Origin of the sequence: Planococcus sp. SSTMD024 (genome assembly GCF_041320495.1) — a bacterium.
Taxonomy (GTDB): Bacteria; Bacillota; Bacilli; order Bacillales_A; family Planococcaceae; genus Planococcus.
Genome location: NZ_JBGGNS010000005.1, coordinates 18,820 through 35,097, shown reverse-complemented (window position 1 = coordinate 35,097; position 16,278 = coordinate 18,820). Strand labels below are relative to the sequence as shown.

The following is a 16,278-nucleotide window of genomic DNA, read 5'->3' as shown; positions in this document are numbered from 1 at the left end:
CCTAAAGTCCTCAGTTGCGTTTTCCTCTTCCATAATAAAACCCCCAATCCTGTTCAAAGAACAATCATTGGGGGTCGACTATTAAATTGCGTTATTTTCCAAAAATCAACAATTCGTTCTTACCGGAAGCCCATCAGCTTCTCGTTAGCCACGCGACACATTCGACATGGGTCGTCTGCGGGAACATATCGACCGGCTGGACTTCCTGCGTCCGGTAGCCGCCGTCTTCCAAAATGCGCAGGTCGCGTGCGAGCGTCGCCGGGTTGCAGGAGACGTAGACGATGCGCTCAGGTTGTTGCTCGAGCATCGTTTGAAGAAGCGCTTCGTCGCAGCCTTTTCGCGGCGGATCAACGACAAGCACATCGGCTTCTTTGCCATCTTTATACCAGCGCGGAATGACTTCTTCTGCTGGCCCCGCTTCGAATAAGGTGTTCTTGAAGCCGTTCAAGTCGGCGTTGCGTTTGGCGTCTTCAATCGCCTGCGGGACGATCTCGACGCCCATGACGAACTTCGCGCGCTGTGCAAGGAATAGCGAAATCGTGCCGATGCCGCAATACGCATCGATTACCGTTTCACTTCCTGTCAGGCCCGCGTAATCAAGCGCCTGTCCGTACAGCACTTCCGTCTGTTCAGGGTTGACTTGATAGAACGATCGTGCGGAGATTTCGAAGCGTACATCGCCGATTCGGTCTTCGATGATGTCTTTGCCCCATAGATTGATTGTTTCATTCCCGAAAATGACATTGGTCTTTTCCGGGTTAACGTTCTGCATGATCGACGTCACGTCCGGCAACGCCGCACGGATCGCTTCCACGGCGCGCTCTGCTTGCGGAAATTTCTGCTTCTTCGTCACCAACACGACCATCAATTCACCCGTCACGCGCCCTTTGCGCAGGACGACGTGGCGCAGCATGCCGCGGTGTGTCTTCTCTTCGTAAGGTTCGATGCCCATGTCCTGCAAATTGCGCTTGAGCGACGCCATTAAAGTGTCCGCTTCCGGCGTTTGGATCAGGCAGATATCGGTATCCGCAATGCGGTGCGAGCGCGGCTGGTAAAAGCCCGCGACAACGCGGCCGTCATCAAGGCCGAACGGGATCTGCGACTTGTTGCGGTAGCGCCACGGGTTGTCCATGCCCTTGACCGGATGGACCGGAACGTCCGGCAATTTGCCGAGGCGTGCCATCGCATCGCGCACGACTTTTTCTTTGTATTTCAGTTGGCCTGCGTAGGACAGATGCTGCAATTGGCAGCCGCCGCAAATTTCGAATACCGGGCACGGCGCGTCGATACGGTCTGCGGATTTCTCTTCGATCGAGATGAGTTTTGCAAACCCGTAGGATTTCAAGGTTTTCAGCACATGCACTGTCACGGTCTCACCCGGCAATGCTTCTTTGATAAACAGCGGATAGCCGTCCACTTTGGCGACGCCGGCACCATCATGCGTCAAGTCTTCGACGTAGACCGATAAGCGGTCATTTTTCGTTACTGGTTTCATTACGTTCACTCCATTTCACATTGACTTATTGTAACATATCCGCTTTTTGAGCAGTAAAAAACTGCGGCGGGAAATTCCCGCCACAGTTTTATTTCTTATCTTTCGTTACAGGGCCATCTTTCAGTGATATCCAGAAACCGACGGCAATAGCCAGGATGATCACCAGAAACGGCGCATAGAAAATGAAGAAATCATTCATCTTTTACAGCCTCCTTCAGGCATGGTAATCCGATTTCCCTTTGACGTAATCTTTGTCAAACAGGAACAGGCGGAATAATAGGTAAAGAGACGGCAGCAATAGCCCGAGCCCTGCGATGAAGGCGATGATCAAGGCGATCGCCATCGATTCATTCGTAAAGCTGTCGTAAATCGTCAAATGCGGATACAACAAATACGGGTAATGCGACGCTCCGTAAGCAAAAAACGCGGTAAAGAACTGGCCAACAAGCAAGATGAACGCCAAGCCATAATTGCGCTTTTTCCAGATCAAGAACACCGTGCCGAGGAACAATAGGAACGATAGCGCGAACATCCACCATAAATCGAGCAAGTTCGCGTAATGTTCCGGGTTGTGCCCGCGCAGTTCAAAGATGATGCCGGTCGCGGTGACAATCGTCGGCCCGGCCCAAATCAGCGCATACTTACGGACGAGTTGCGTCGCTTTCTCGTCTCCTGCCTTCCAGGCATACCATGTCAAGAACACAGCGGAAATATACAGCACCGCGGCAATGCTCAAGACGACGATGCTCCACATCAAGGGGCTTGTAAACAGCGCCCAGTAATCAAGCGAAGGCTGCCCGCCCTCAAGGCGCATAAAGCCGCCTTCTGAAATGGCCAGCACCGGCGACAGCGCCGCCGGAAGCAATAGGCCGGACAGTCCGTACATATAAATATAGCCGCGGTGATTGATCTTCGCACCGTAAGTGGCGAACGCGTAATAGGAACCGCGCACTGCCAGCAAGATAAGCGCGATGCTTGCCGGCACAAGCAAAGTGGTGCCGTAGTAAAAGGCCGTCTGTGGGAAGAACCCGATGATGCCGACGAAGAAGAAAACGAAAAAGACGTTCGTCACTTCCCATACCGGCGACAAATAGCGCTGGATGATGCCTGTCAGAATATGCTGCTTGTCGGAAAAAGCACTGTAGGCGTTAAAGAATCCAGCGCCGAAGTCAATCGACGCCACAATAACGTAGAGGAACAAGAACAGCCAAAGAACGGAAATCCCGATAATTTCGAGTGTCATGATTCCTCACCGCCTTTTACGGATTCACGCTGTGCCAATTCCTTCTCGACTGGGTTGCGTTTGTACATACGTGATAACACGACAACCGTCCCGATTCCGAGAATGACATAGAGGCCGGCGAACATGACGATCATCAAATCGACTTGCCCGCTTGTCGTCGCCCCTTCACTGGTCTTCATATAGCCGCGCAGGATCCACGGCTGCCTGCCGACTTCCGTGAACCACCAGCCGGCCTGTATCGCGAGCATGGCGAGCGGCCCGCTCAGCACAGTCAGCCAGCGGAACCACTTTCTCGTGACAATAGGCCAGCCGCGCCACGCGCCGACGACGTAGACGAAGGAGAAGAACGCAAGCCACATGCCGAGCGTGACCATCGTATCAAAGAGATAATGGATCCACAGCGGCGGAATTTCATCTTCAGGGAAATCATTTAAGCCGATGACTTCACCGCTTGGTACACCGTGCGCCAAAATGCTTAGCGCGTATGGAATGCGGATGGCGTATTTCGGCTCTTCGCCGTCCAACACGCCGAACAGCACAAGTTCAGCTTCCGATTCCGTTTCAAAATGCCATTCGGCAGCCGCCAGTTTCTCTGGCTGGTATTCGGCTAAGTATTTCCCTGAAAAGTCACCAATGATGGCGGTCGCGACCGAAAATACAAGCCCGAGCTTCATTGTCAGGAACAAGGCTTTTTTATGGTAAATATGATTCGATCCGCGCATCAGCCGGTATGCAGCGATTGACGCCAATACGAATGCGCTCGTCATGAACGCGGTCGACAAGACGTGTGCCACTTTCGTCGGCACGGCCGGGCTGAACATCGCAAGCAACGGGCTTACGTTGACCAGCTCACCGTTCAACACATCAAACCCTTGCGGCGCATTCATGAATGAATTGACGATGGTGATGAATACAGAGGACGCAGCCGCTCCGAGCGCGACCGGTATTAACAACAGGAAATGCTTGCGCTGGTCCTCAAAACGGTCCCACGTATACAAATAGATCCCGAGGAAAATCGCTTCAAAGAAAAAGGCAAACACTTCCATGAACAGCGGAAGCGCAATGACGTTCCCCGCCATCTGCATAAAGTTCGGCCACAATAATGATAATTGCAGACCGATTGCGGTACCGGTCACAACCCCCACCGCCACCGTGATGACAAACCCTCTCGCCCAGCGGCGTGCAAGAAGAATATAGTGTTCGTCATTTTTTCTGATCCCGACCCATTGGGCAATCATGATCATGAGCGGGACCCCGACACCGATCGTTGCATAGATGATATGGAATGATAGGGTCATTAAGGTCAATATACGGCTTTGAAAAGCCACATCTTCAAATCCCAAAATTCTCGTCCCCTTTACATGGGCCAAAGCACAGCCCGTTATATGTTTTATTGTACCTCAAAGGCCCTCCCATAAACTTCTGCGAGGCATCCGATTCCGCCCGATGTTTGAATAAGCTGTGACAAAAAGAAAACATTCCCATTGAAATTTTCCTGAATTTTTAGTATTCTATAATGAACAAAAGAAAAGGATGATTCATATGGAAACAAGAAGAAAGGTATTTGCCTATATAACCAGAGGTGAAGAAAACAACCGAGAATTGCTCGTATTCGAGTACAAAGGCGAACCCGAAGTCGGATTGCAAGTGCCGGGCGGAACGATTGGGGAAGGCGAATTATTGATCGATGCCCTTTACCGCGAAGTGAAAGAAGAAACCGGCTTGCCGCGCGATGTGCTGGAATTCGTCGGGAAAATCCACAAATACAATTACTACCCGGCGCATAAAGACAAAGCGTACGAGCGCAACATCTTCCATTTTGAATACACCGGCGAAAAAATTGATGAATTCGAGCATACGATCAAAAGCGAAGGGCGCGACAACGGGCTTATCGTACAGTATCGCTGGGAACCGATTGAAGGCTTGCCGAAACTGGCAGCAGACCAAGACGAAGCGATCGAATTGCTGGAATACTGAGCTATTCAAAAAGCGATCCGCTCATCCCAATTAGGGGTGGGCGGATCGCTTTTATTTGCGGTCTTTTTCTTTGATGTACTCAAGCGGCACGAACATTTCGATGTGGCGTTCCAGGTTTTCGAATGTAGCCGGCAAAATGCCCCCGAACTCGCCGTCAAGGTTCAGCAATACGCGTTCATTGGACGTTACGGAAATCTTGCTCGCTTTCACATACAGCACGTGCGGGTCGGATAAATGTTCCCCCCGAAGCGCCAGTGATGCCACACGGATAAATTCTGCCATGTTCAATTCTTTCAGGATGAGCAAGGTGAATTTGCCGTCGTTGATGCTGGCATCCGGCGCCAGTTTTTCAAAGCCGCCGACGGAATTCGTCAGCCCGATCAAAAACATCATCGCTTTATCGTCGAACACTTGCCCATCGTATTCGATGCGTACACGGGATGAACGGATTGAAGGAATCATCTCGATGCCTTTCAAATAATACGCCAATTGGCCGAGCACCGTCTTGAGCTTGCTCGGGACTTCGTATGTCAACTCCGTCAAGCGCCCGCCGCCGGCAATATTGACGAAATAGCGGTCATCGTTCATAACCCCGATATCGACCGGGATCGATTCGCCTTTGATGATGATGTCAACTGCGCGGTTAATATCGCGTGGGATGCGCACAGCCCGTGCAAAATCATTGGTCGTGCCCATCGGAATCAAGCCCACTTTTGGGCGTTCCGGGTATTTGGCGATGCCGGAGACGACTTCGTTAAGCGTCCCGTCCCCGCCGACTGCCACCACCAAATCAAATTTGCGCTCGACTGCATACTCCGCCGCTCTCACAGCGTCCCCTTCGCAAGTCGTCGCATGGCAGGAAGTTTCGTATCCTGCGATTTCCATCTTTTCCAATACTTCCGGAAGGTGGCGGCGGAACAATTCCCTGCCGGATGTCGGGTTATAAATTATGCGTGCTCGTTTCATCGGATTCAGCCTTTCTGGACCATTCTATAAAAACAGGACATGACAGGGCTGCAGAAAGTTCCCGCGGACGGGGCATCCTGCAGCCGGCTTCTGTATAATATTAAGCCAAGCTTTTCTGCAAGCTCTTGCGAATGTCTTCGTACGTATCTTGCCAGAGCTCCGGGTCGGACGTGAAACGGTCCGATATCTCCCCGATCACCGTTTTCCAATGCAGCTCGTATTGGGGATCATCTTTTTCCGGCAGTCTCGCTTTCTTTTCATCGACCATCTCCTGGACTTTCGGTGAACGCGGTCCCCAGGTCCCTTTCACTTCCCCGCTTTCGGTCAAGAAAATGTATTTTGGGATTGACTTGCCGCCATCCGTCAAATAGCGGTCCATGAGTTCGGGATTGTCGTCGCGGTAGACGCAGCGGACTTCGAGATTCGCCGCTTCCGCCAATTTCCGGAGAATCGGGTTGACCATCATCGCATCGCCGCACCAGTCTTCGGTAATCGCCAGGATGTTCAATTGCTGCTGTTTTAGCATATCGATAAATTCCGGATCGTCCGGCAGTTCGAATTTCTCATAGATTGCGTAAGTTTTTTCCTGATTGGATTCCATCTGCGCCATATATTTTTCCAGCGTGATGGCATGCTCAAAATATTCCAGTTCCGTCATCATTCTATCACGTCTCCTTACAAAACAGTTTACCTGTTCTTTTCCCTTTGCGGCAAACTTTTAAGCAAAAAGCAGTGGAATTGTTCCAATTAACGCTACATTTCGTGGGCGGTTGCTGTTTTATAATGCAGAATGCGGAGCAGTAAGTTAGACGTGAGAGCGATATGGATAATTCATTATACATTTTATCAGGAGATAGCCGCCTCCTGCTTTGGGCTGGCCTTTTGCAATGAGCCGAGAAGTACGCTTAGCTGGACTTGATAGTGAAATGAATTGTCCGTTGATTATTTCATCGTGAAGCAGCCGCCTCCCGCTTTGGGCTGGCCTCTTGCAATAAGCCAAGAAGAGCACTTGTCTTATTGCGTCGGCTCGCCCGTGTGCGCGGTTCGGCTTTTAGATTTCATTAGGTGTTGTGTGCGAGGAAGTATCGCTGTTGAGTGTGTTTATCCGCTGGTGTCGACGCTTAGCTGGACTTGATAGCGAAATGAATTGTCCGTTGATTATTTCATCGTCAAGCAGCCGCCTCCCGCTTTGGGCTGGCCTCTTACAATAAGCCAAGAAGAGCACTTGTCTTATTGCATCGGCTCGCCCGTGTGCGCGGTTCGGCTTTTAGATTTCATTAGGTGTTACGTGCGAAGAAGCGTCACTTTTGATCGGCATCATCCGCTGGTGGGGACGCTTAGCTCGACTTGATAGTGAAATGAATAATCCATTGATTATTTCATCTTCGAGCAGTCGCCTTCCGCTTGGGGCTAGCCTCTTACAATGAGCCAAGAAGAACGCTTGTCTCATTGCTTCGGCTCACCCTTGTGCGCGGTTCGGCTTTTGGATTTCATTGGATGTTGCATGCGAGGACGCGTCTTTTTTTTGTATTCGTCCGCTGGTGAAGACGCTTAGCTAGAGTTGATAGTAGAAAAGATGGTTCACTAGCTATTCTTTATGCAATTACAAAGCTGTCCAAAACTATTCATGCTAATTTCAGTGACAGTTGAATTTGATTTCCACACTACACTTAGAGATGAAGCGGAAAGGGGCCGACGCCTGAGGGACCGCGCGGGCTGGCGAGACAAATGTGCCGCGTTCTTTGCGGCACATTGGCTCAACACCCGCCCCTCGGCAAGCGTGCCCCTTGCAGCGGAATCTCCATTACGCCTTTTACTATAAATCTTCATTTTAAAAACTCACTAAAACAAACCGCAAAAAAAGGATGGCTAAGTGAGCCATCCTTTTTCTGATTAACGTTTCGCGATTTCCTCTAGGAGGATTTTGTTCAAGAGCGGCGGGTTAGCCTGCCCTTTTGTCGCTTTCATGATTTGCCCGACGAGGAAGCCGATTGCGCGGTCTTTCCCGTTCTTGTAATCTTCGATCGACTGCGGATTGGCATCCAAGGTATTGCTGACGTACTCGAGCAATACTTTTTCGTCCGAGATCTGCACCAAGCCTTGCGCTTTGACGATTTTGTTCGCGTCGCCGCCTTTTTCGATCAATTCCTTGAAGACTTTCTTGGCGATTTTCGAGGAAATCGTGCCTTCGCCGATCAATTTGATCATACCGGCGAGACCTTCTGGCGTCAATTCCGTATCCTCTAGCTCTTTATTTTGTGCATTGAGGTAAGCGGACACTTCGCCCATCAGCCAGTTCGATGCCAATTTCGCATCAGCGCCGGCTTTGACGGTCGCTTCGAAGAAATCGGAAATCGGCTTTTGCAAAGTCAATACCATCGCGTCGTAAGACGACAAGCCGAGTTCTGATACGTAGCGGGCTTTGCGGGCATCTGGCAGTTCCGGAATTTCTGCGCGCACACGCTCGAGCCAGGCATCATCAATGACGATATCGACCAGATCCGGTTCCGGGAAGTAACGGTAATCATCCGATCCTTCCTTGACGCGCATCAAGACGGTTTTGCCAGTCGACTCGTCGTAGCGGCGTGTTTCCTGTTCGATGATGCCGCCTGCAAGCAACACTTGCTCTTGGCGAATCTGTTCATGCTCCAAGCCTTTTTTAACGAAGTTGAACGAGTTCAAGTTCTTCAGCTCGGTTTTCGTGCCGAATTCATCACGGCCGTATGGGCGCAAAGAGATATTGGCGTCGCAGCGCAGCGATCCCTCTTCCATGCGCACATCAGAAACGCCTGTGTATTGGATGATCGACTTGATTTTCTCCAAATACGCATACGCTTCTTCCGGCGTGCGGATATCCGGCTCCGAGACGATTTCGATCAACGGCGTGCCTTGGCGGTTAAAGTCGACAAGGGAATGGCCGTTGCCGGTATGCGTCAGTTTGCCGGCATCTTCTTCCATATGAAGGCGCGTGATGCCGATGCGTTTTTTCTCGCCGTTCACTTCGATTTCCAGCCAGCCGTGCTCGCCAATCGGCTCATCGAATTGGGAAATCTGGTACGCTTTCGGATTATCCGGGTAAAAATAGTTTTTGCGGTCGAATTTCGTATGGCGGGAAATTTCACAGTTCAACGCAAGTGCCGCTTTCATCGCCCAATCGACTGCCGTTTTATTGACGACCGGCAATACCCCAGGGTAGCCAAGGTCGATGACGTTTGTATTGGTATTCGGTTCCGCACCGAAATGAGCCGGGGAAGGCGAGAACATTTTGGATTCCGTCTTCAGTTCGACGTGGACTTCAAGCCCGATGATCGTTTCGAAATTCATTGTGTTGCTCCCTCCCATGTTTGCGGTGTTTCTTTATGGAACTCGGTCGCCTGCTCAAAAGCATCCGCGACGCGGTAGACAGTTTCTTCATCAAAATAATTGCCGATGATCTGCAAGCCGAGCGGCAAGCCGTTATCGAATCCGCATGGAACCGAAATCGCCGGAACGCCTGCCAAGTTGACAGGAATCGTCAAGATATCGTTCGCGTACATCGTCAACGGATCATCGATGATTTCGCCGATCTTGAATGCCGGTGTCGGCGTTGTCGGCCCGACGATGACATCGAAGTTTTCGAACGCTTTATCGAAATCCTGCTTGATCAAGGTACGGACTTTTTGCGCTTTTTTGTAGTAAGCATCGTAATAGCCCGAGCTGAGTGCGTAAGTTCCGAGCATGATGCGGCGTTTCACTTCATCGCCAAAGCCTTCAGAGCGTGTGTTCATGTAGAACTCCAAAAGGCTGCCGGCTTTTTCCGTACGGTAGCCGTAACGGATGCCGTCGAAACGGGACAAGTTCGATGATGCTTCAGATGAAGCCAAGATGTAATAAGTGGAAAGCGCGTACTTGGAATGCGGCAAGGAAATCTCTTCCCATGTTGCGCCTTTTTCTTCCAATACTTTCAACGCATCTTTCACGGCTTGTTTCGATGCTTCGCTGACGCCTTCTGCGAAATATTCTTTCGGCACGCCAATGCGCAGGCCGTTGATATCGCCAGTCAATGCCGCTGTGAAGTCAGGCACTTCAACATTTGCGGAAGTCGAGTCTTTTTCATCGTGCCCGGAAATGGCGTTCAAAAGAAGCGCATTGTCTTTGACGGTGCGGGTGATCGGACCGATCTGGTCGAATGACGACGCATAGGCGATCAAACCGAAACGGGAAACACGCCCGTATGTCGGCTTCATGCCGACGACGCCGCAAAAAGCAGCCGGCTGGCGAATCGATCCGCCTGTGTCGGAACCGAGTGTGAACGGAACTTCGCCCGCTGCTACAGCCGCAGCTGAACCGCCCGAGGAACCGCCTGGAACCGTTTCTAAGTTCCATGGGTTTTTCGTATTTTTGTAGTAAGAGTTTTCATTGGAAGAACCCATCGCGAATTCATCCATGTTCAATTTCCCGACGATGACCATGCCGGCTTCGCGCAATTTATCCACAACCGTTGCGTTGTAGATCGGGTTAAAGCCTTTCAGGATCAAGCTCGATGCTGTCGTCTCGAGCCCTTCCGTGACGATATTATCCTTCACGCCGATCGGCAAGCCGAAAAGCGGACCGCGTTCACCTGTATCCGTTTGGTCCATTTCAGCTGCTTGTTTTGTCGCCTGCTCTTCATTCAAAGCTAAAAAAGCGTCGACTTTCGGGTCCAATTCCTTGATGCGCTTGAATGTCGCTTCGGTCAACTCCGCAATCGTCAACTCTTTGCTATGTAGTAATTCCTGCAATTCGTTTGCAGTTTTATCAGCTAACTTCATCTTTTTCCCTCCTCACAATCAGTCCAGAATCGTCGGCACACGCACTTGGCCGCCTTCATGTTCTTTTACGTTTTTCATCACCAATTCACGCGGCAAGCCTTCGATCGACTTATCTTCGCGCATCACATTGACCAGCGGCAATACGTGCGTCGTCGGTTCTACATGTTCCGTATCCAATTCATTCAGCAATTCCATTGCATTGGTGATCGCTTCCAATTGATCCGCAAAATGCACCGCTTCCTCATCGGTAATTGCCAAACGCGCCAAGTGGGCCACTTCGATTACTTCTTCTTTTGTCATTTTCGCCATTTTCTACACCTCCGGATTCAATAAACATACGGTCTATCATACCATTTTTCTAAAAAAATGAATAGAGACAGCCAGCTGGCTGCCCCTTTAAGTTGCCGACTTACTCGTAGATATGGACAACCGGTTCCGTTTCCCCGGCTTTCCGTAAAATGAGTGCTTCCGCGCCGTTCGTCGACGTGACGTTCACTTCAATCTGGACATTGTCAGGGAAATGATCCAGGATCAGGCCGGTGACATATTGGGTAAAGCCGATCACTTCAGCCGAGCCATAAAACTGGATCGGGATTTCGATTTTCATCTCCTGCAATTGGCCGCTTTGGTAAAAACCTTTGCCGATGACGCTCGTGAAATTCGAGAAGTACACTTCGACATCTTGCTTGAAGTTGCGGAACGCTGTATCGATATCCCGGTATTGCTCGTCCGTCCCGGAAGTCGGGAACACGACATACTCTTCGTCGACATCATTCCAGTTCGCCACTTCCGTCTCGCCTCTCGGGGCAGCGCCATAAGAGAAATACGTCCCAGGCGTCATTGCATTGCGGCTGTTTTGCGCGAATAAAGCAACGAGGACCGGCACATCCGCCATCCCTTCTTTCTCCCTTAAGCGCTTGACGATTTCATCAGCCATCCGTTTTCCTTCTTTAGCGATCTGATCTTGAGGGATCGACTCTTCGTAAGGGATGTCGTCTGTCGAACTATAGTAAACCGTGTTCATTGCAAGCCCGATGGAAACACCGCCAAGACGGATTTTATCTTCCTCGGTTTTGACGAGGTAATTTTGCTCGAGGATATGTGCGAGCAGTTCCGGTTGCGGGCGCTCGCCTTCGTCCGTCTCCGACTGGCTGCGGCCATCCTCTGGGTTCAGCCCCTGTGGATTGTCTTTGCTTTCGCGCTGGAGCCAAAGCGAGGCTTCTTCATCGGTGATTTTTTGGCCTTCCTGGAAATAATAATCATCCGGCGAGAACTGCTGCTGCGACAGGCGCAATAAGCCGTGCTCCGCTTCTTTGATGTCATAGCGTGAATTCAGCCGGCTGACGATTTTTCCGCGGGTGGCGCTTTGCTTATAAGGCAATAGCGTCCGGTAAAATTGATCATCGAGCTGCATGCTCGGGATGATCGCCGTTTCCGCCTCTTCTTCTTCTGTGTTGATCACTTCCGCCTCGTCATTTCCGGAAGGGACACATCCCGAAAGCAGCAAGATGCTGATCGGGATCCACCAAATGCGTTTCATATGCTAATCTCCTTATTCGTTCAATTCCATAAGCAGGCGTTCTTCGTTCCACACTTCCACGCCGAGATCCTGCGCCTTGTCGAGTTTGGATCCGGCTTCCTCGCCCGCAATCAGCAAATCGGTTTTCTTGCTCACGCTGCCGGTCAATTTGCCGCCAAGTGCCTCGATCCGTGCGCCGGCTTCCTGGCGGGTCATGTTTTCCAATTTGCCCGTCAGCACGATTTTCTTGCCGGCAAACGCATTGGCGCCTTCTTCCACGCGGACGATCGTGCCTGTATAGGATAAATTGACGCCGCGCTCGCGCAAACGTTCCACGAGTGCCAAAACTTCTTCTTTTTCGAAATAGGTGACGATGGCATCGGCCATCTTATCGCCGATTTCATGGATGGCAATCAATTCCTCAAGTCCAGCCTGCTTCAATTGATCCATCGAACCGAAATATTCCGACAAGATGCGCGCTCCCCGTTCGCCGACGTGGCGTATGCCAAGGCCGAACAACAAGCGTTCCATCGAGTTGCTCTTGGAAGCCTCTATCGCCTCGATCAAGTTGGTGGCGGATTTATCGCCCATGCGCTCAAGTTCCATCAGTTGCTCTTTCGTCAAAGCGTAGAGATCCGAAATGTCCTGAATCAGCCCTTCACGGTATAATTGCTCGATCACTTTCTCGCCGAGCCCGTCGATATTCATGGCATTGCGCGAGACGAAATGGATCATGCCTTCAACGATTTGCGCCGGGCATTTCGGGTTGACGCAGCGCAGCGCCACTTCCCCTTCAATGCGGACGAGTTCACTGCCGCATGCCGGGCATTCGGTCGGCATTTCAAACGGCATTTCGTCGCCGGAGCGCATTTCGACAAGCGCCTTGACGACTTCCGGAATGATATCGCCCGCTTTTCGGATGATGACTTTATCATTGATGCGGATGTCGCGCTCGCGAATCAAGTCTTCATTATGAAGCGACGCGCGCTGGACCGTAGTGCCGGCAACAGCCACTGGTTCGAGAATGGCTGTCGGGGTGACAACCCCAGTCCGGCCGATGCTCAGCTCGATATTGCGTACGGTCGTCATCACTTCTTCTGCCGGGAATTTATAGGCAGTTGCCCATTTCGGGCTTTTCGCTGTGAATCCGAGATCTTGTTGGTGCAAGAAGCGATTGACTTTAATGACAATGCCATCGATTTCATAGCTCAGCCGGTTGCGCTCATCCGTCCATTGTTCAATGTATGCCAGCACTTCTTCCACCGAACGGCAAACTTTCCGCTCGCTGTTCGTTTTAAAGCCAAGATTCGTCAAGTAACGGAGCGATTCGTCATGGTCGTTCAAGCCGTATGTTTCCCCGTCGCCGCCGATGCCGTAGATAAAGACATCCAAATTGCGCTTGGCGGCAATTTTCGAATCCAATTGGCGCAAAGAACCGGCTGCGGCATTTCGCGGATTGGCGAATAATTCCTCGCCGCGTTCTTCACGTTGTTCATTGAGGGCATGGAACGATTTTTTTGGCATGAACACTTCGCCGCGCACTTCGATCGATACCGGCTCTTTTAACTTCAGCGGAATCGAGCGGACTGTGCGGAGGTTGACCGTAATGTCTTCCCCGACACGGCCGTCGCCGCGCGTCAAGCCGCGCACGAATTTGCCGTTTTCGTAATGAAGCGAAACGGCCAGGCCGTCAATTTTCAGTTCGCACACATATTCGACCGAGTCCCCGGCACCGCCGCGCACGCGTTTATCGAAATCACGCAAATCTTCTTCATTGAAGACGTTCGACAAACTGAGCATCGGCCGCTCGTGGCGGACTTTCTCGAAATTCGACAAGGGTGTCCCGCCGACCCGCTGCGTTGGCGAATCCGGAAAAATCAAATCCGGATAGAGGTTTTCCAGCTCGATCAATTCATTGAGCAATTGATCGTACACGGCATCCGGCACGCTCGGTTTGTCGAGCACATAATAAGCATGCCCGTAGTTTCGGAGCAATTCATTCAATTCGGTTACACGTTCTTCAGCTTTGATGCGGTCCATTCGGGTTCCTCCAGATCATTCTTTTTCGATCGGCGCAAATTTTGCGAGCAGCCGTTTGATGCCTGTCGGGCTCGGGAAAGCGATATCGAGTTCCGTTTGTTCGCCGTTGCCTTTGACATTGACGACAGTGCCTGTGCCCCATTTTTTATGCTTCGCGCGGTCGCCTGTCTTCCAGCCCAAGCGGTCGCCGCCGGATGCTTGGTATGCAGGTTTCATGACCGCTTTTCGTTTCGGTGCCTGCTTATAGCTCGTCGCAGCGCCTGCACGGTGATTGGCAAACGTCTGCTCGATGAGATCTTCCGAAATTTCAGAAATGAAACGCGACGGCAGATTGAAATTGCTCTTGCCGAAAATTGTCCGCGACGAGGCATGTGTCAAATACAGCCGTTTCTCGGCGCGCGTGATGCCGACATACGCAAGCCGCCGCTCTTCTTCCAATTCTTCCTCGTCGTTATTCGAACGCGAATGCGGGAAGACGTTTTCTTCCAGTCCAGCAATGAAGACGACCGGGAACTCCAGGCCTTTCGCTGCGTGCATCGTCATAAGGATGATCGGCCCGTCGCCTTGGTCTTCTTCTTCGTCCAATGAATCGATGTCCGCAATCAAAGCCAAATCGGTCAAGAACGCGACCAATGACTTGTCATCGCTTTGTTTTTCAAATGCTTGCGTCACCGTCAAGAATTCATCCAAGTTTTCGAGGCGGCTTTCGCCTTCAATGGTCTTGTCGTTTTGGAGCATTTGGCGGTAACCGGACTTCTTCAGCACTTCTTCCACCAATTCCGTCACCGACAAGAATTCCTGCATTTCGGTGAATCCGGCGATCATCGCCCGGAATTCGAGCGCGGTCTGTGCGGTTTTCGCGGTCAAGCCCATGAAATCCGCTTCCTGCAAGGAATCCATGATGGTGCGGTCCTGTTCGATCGCAAAGCGCGCCATTTTCTCGAATGAGGTCGCACCGATGCCCCGTTTCGGTTCATTGATGATGCGCGCGAGCGACAAGTCATCTTCGTTATTGGCAATCAAGCGCAAATACGCAAGCAGGTCCTTGATTTCCTTGCGGTCATAGAATTTCGTGCCGCCGACGATCGTATAGCTCATATTCGATTTGACGAACATTTCCTCTAAAATACGCGATTGCGCATTGGTTCGGTAGAGAATGGCGAAATCAGAGGTTTTGTACCCTTCTTCCTGCATGAGGTTCTGGATGGTCTGGACAATGTACTGGGCTTCCTGGCGCTCATCCCCCGCTTTATGCAGCGTGATCGCCGGCCCTTCGTCGTTATCGGTGCGCAATTCTTTCGGGTAGCGGCTCGTGTTTTTCTGGATAACATCGTTTGCCGCCTGCAAAATGCGCTTGGTCGAACGGTAATTCTGTTCGAGCATGATCACTTTGGCGTCCGGATAATCTTTTTCGAACGATAGGATATTGGTAATATCCGCCCCGCGCCAGCGATAAATCGACTGGTCGGAGTCGCCGACAACGCAAATATTCTTGAATTTCTTCGCCATCAATTGCACCAGTTGATACTGGGCATTGTTTGTATCCTGGTATTCATCGACGTGGATATAGTGGAATTTATCCTGATAATATTCCAGCACATCCGGGACCGTTTCAAACAGCCTCAAGGTCATCATGATCAAATCATCGAAATCGAGCGATTGGTTTTTCTGCAAGCGCTTTTGGTAGCCCGTGAACACTTCCGCGACCGTTTTTTCATACGGGTTGAATTGATTGGCGTTCGCTGCAAAAGTTTCTGCATCGATGCATTCGTTTTTCGACGATGAAATGGCGTTCAGCATCGTCCGCGGTTCGTATTTTTTCGGATCCAGGTTTTGCTGCTTCAAGACATTCTTGATGACCGTCAATTGGTCGGTCGTATCCAAAATCGAGAAGCTTTTTGAGAATCCCAGCCGGTCGATATTGCGGCGCAGGATGCGCACGCACATCGAGTGGAATGTCGATACCCACATGCGGTCGCCTGTTCCGTGGCCAAGCAGCCCATCGATCCGGCTGCGCATTTCGCGCGCGGCTTTATTGGTGAACGTGATTGCCAGGATATTGGACGGATAAACTTGTTTTTCCAGTACCAAGTATGCGATGCGATGCGTCAGCACACGCGTTTTCCCGGATCCCGCACCGGCCATGATCAATAGCGGGCCTTCTGTTGTTTTGACTGCTTCTTCCTGCTCGGGGTTCATCCCCCGCAGCAGGTTTTTTGTGATTAATTCCATTGTGCACCACCTCGAA

Annotated in this window: 13 protein-coding genes; 1 reads left to right on the top strand and 12 read right to left on the bottom strand. The window is 51.2% G+C overall.

Going from position 1 to position 16,278, the window contains the following annotated elements:
* Positions 1-133: 133 nt before the first annotated feature.
* The 4 genes from rlmD to AB9R92_RS00830 form a co-directional block, all read right to left on the bottom strand.
* Positions 134-1,495: a 23S rRNA (uracil(1939)-C(5))-methyltransferase RlmD gene (rlmD, locus tag AB9R92_RS00840; RefSeq protein ID WP_370667669.1), complete on the bottom strand. Its 1,362-nt coding sequence runs from the start codon at positions 1,493-1,495 to the stop codon at positions 134-136.
* An 88-nt stretch (positions 1,496-1,583) separates the two neighbouring features.
* The gene (gene cydS, locus AB9R92_RS17085; RefSeq protein ID WP_374703198.1) at positions 1,584-1,694 is read right to left on the bottom strand and encodes a cytochrome bd oxidase small subunit CydS family protein; all 111 of its coding nucleotides are present in this window, start codon (positions 1,692-1,694) and stop codon (positions 1,584-1,586) included.
* 15 nt (positions 1,695-1,709) lie between these two features.
* The gene (locus AB9R92_RS00835; protein ID WP_370667668.1) at positions 1,710-2,738 is read right to left on the bottom strand and encodes a cytochrome d ubiquinol oxidase subunit II; all 1,029 of its coding nucleotides are present in this window, start codon (positions 2,736-2,738) and stop codon (positions 1,710-1,712) included.
* Positions 2,735-4,081, bottom strand: a complete 1,347-nt coding sequence (locus AB9R92_RS00830) for a cytochrome ubiquinol oxidase subunit I (RefSeq protein WP_370667667.1) — start codon at positions 4,079-4,081, stop codon at positions 2,735-2,737. Before AB9R92_RS00830 ends, AB9R92_RS00835 begins: the two co-directional genes overlap by 4 nt.
* 199 nt (positions 4,082-4,280) lie before the next feature.
* Here AB9R92_RS00830 and AB9R92_RS00825 point away from each other — a divergent pair, with 199 nt between their 5' ends.
* Complete coding sequence (locus tag AB9R92_RS00825) at positions 4,281-4,715, top strand: NUDIX hydrolase (protein WP_370667666.1); 435 nt, start codon at positions 4,281-4,283, stop codon at positions 4,713-4,715.
* A 51-nt stretch (positions 4,716-4,766) separates the two neighbouring features.
* Here AB9R92_RS00825 and AB9R92_RS00820 read toward each other — a convergent pair whose 3' ends face one another.
* From AB9R92_RS00820 to pcrA, 8 genes are all read right to left on the bottom strand, one after another.
* On the bottom strand, positions 4,767-5,681 hold the full coding sequence (locus AB9R92_RS00820) for a diacylglycerol kinase (protein ID WP_370667665.1): 915 nt from the start codon (positions 5,679-5,681) through the stop codon (positions 4,767-4,769).
* A gap of 100 nt (positions 5,682-5,781) precedes the next feature.
* Positions 5,782-6,342 carry a thioredoxin family protein gene (locus tag AB9R92_RS00815; protein ID WP_370667664.1) on the bottom strand — a complete coding sequence of 187 codons (561 nt, stop codon included), beginning with the start codon at positions 6,340-6,342 and terminating at the stop codon, positions 5,782-5,784.
* A 1,232-nt stretch (positions 6,343-7,574) separates the two neighbouring features.
* Complete coding sequence (gene gatB / locus AB9R92_RS00810; protein WP_370667663.1) at positions 7,575-9,005, bottom strand: Asp-tRNA(Asn)/Glu-tRNA(Gln) amidotransferase subunit GatB; 1,431 nt, start codon at positions 9,003-9,005, stop codon at positions 7,575-7,577.
* Positions 9,002-10,471: an Asp-tRNA(Asn)/Glu-tRNA(Gln) amidotransferase subunit GatA gene (gene gatA, locus AB9R92_RS00805; protein ID WP_370667662.1), complete on the bottom strand. Its 1,470-nt coding sequence runs from the start codon at positions 10,469-10,471 to the stop codon at positions 9,002-9,004. The genes gatB and gatA overlap by 4 nt, the downstream gene beginning before the upstream one ends.
* An 18-nt stretch (positions 10,472-10,489) precedes the next feature.
* Positions 10,490-10,780 carry an Asp-tRNA(Asn)/Glu-tRNA(Gln) amidotransferase subunit GatC gene (gatC, locus tag AB9R92_RS00800; protein WP_370667661.1) on the bottom strand — a complete coding sequence of 97 codons (291 nt, stop codon included), beginning with the start codon at positions 10,778-10,780 and terminating at the stop codon, positions 10,490-10,492.
* A 100-nt stretch (positions 10,781-10,880) separates the two neighbouring features.
* Positions 10,881-12,011, bottom strand: a complete 1,131-nt coding sequence (locus tag AB9R92_RS00795; RefSeq protein ID WP_370667660.1) for a CamS family sex pheromone protein — start codon at positions 12,009-12,011, stop codon at positions 10,881-10,883.
* Positions 12,012-12,023: 12 nt separating this feature from the next.
* Positions 12,024-14,030 carry an NAD-dependent DNA ligase LigA gene (gene ligA, locus AB9R92_RS00790; RefSeq protein WP_370667658.1) on the bottom strand — a complete coding sequence of 669 codons (2,007 nt, stop codon included), beginning with the start codon at positions 14,028-14,030 and terminating at the stop codon, positions 12,024-12,026.
* A 15-nt stretch (positions 14,031-14,045) separates the two neighbouring features.
* Entirely contained in the window at positions 14,046-16,262 is a 2,217-nt protein-coding gene (pcrA, locus tag AB9R92_RS00785) for a DNA helicase PcrA (protein WP_370667657.1), read from the bottom strand.
* Between the last annotated feature and the right edge of the window lie 16 nt (positions 16,263-16,278).

Excerpts from the sequence above, each read along its gene's own strand:
- AB9R92_RS00820 (WP_370667665.1), bottom strand. The coding sequence starts at position 5,681 with ATGAAACGAGCACGCATAATTTATAACCCGACATCCGGCAGGGAATTG.
- AB9R92_RS00795 (WP_370667660.1), bottom strand. The coding sequence starts at position 12,011 with ATGAAACGCATTTGGTGGATCCCGATCAGCATCTTGCTGCTTTCGGGA.
- ligA (WP_370667658.1), bottom strand. The coding sequence starts at position 14,030 with ATGGACCGCATCAAAGCTGAAGAACGTGTAACCGAATTGAATGAATTG.
- AB9R92_RS00815 (WP_370667664.1), bottom strand. The coding sequence starts at position 6,342 with ATGATGACGGAACTGGAATATTTTGAGCATGCCATCACGCTGGAAAAA.
- gatA (WP_370667662.1), bottom strand. The coding sequence starts at position 10,471 with ATGAAGTTAGCTGATAAAACTGCAAACGAATTGCAGGAATTACTACAT.
- gatB (WP_370667663.1), bottom strand. The coding sequence starts at position 9,005 with ATGAATTTCGAAACGATCATCGGGCTTGAAGTCCACGTCGAACTGAAG.
- gatC (WP_370667661.1), bottom strand. The coding sequence starts at position 10,780 with ATGGCGAAAATGACAAAAGAAGAAGTAATCGAAGTGGCCCACTTGGCG.
- AB9R92_RS00825 (WP_370667666.1), top strand. The coding sequence starts at position 4,281 with ATGGAAACAAGAAGAAAGGTATTTGCCTATATAACCAGAGGTGAAGAA.
- pcrA (WP_370667657.1), bottom strand. The coding sequence starts at position 16,262 with ATGGAATTAATCACAAAAAACCTGCTGCGGGGGATGAACCCCGAGCAG.
- rlmD (WP_370667669.1), bottom strand. The coding sequence starts at position 1,495 with ATGAAACCAGTAACGAAAAATGACCGCTTATCGGTCTACGTCGAAGAC.
- AB9R92_RS00835 (WP_370667668.1), bottom strand. The coding sequence starts at position 2,738 with ATGACACTCGAAATTATCGGGATTTCCGTTCTTTGGCTGTTCTTGTTC.
- cydS (WP_374703198.1), bottom strand. The coding sequence starts at position 1,694 with ATGAATGATTTCTTCATTTTCTATGCGCCGTTTCTGGTGATCATCCTG.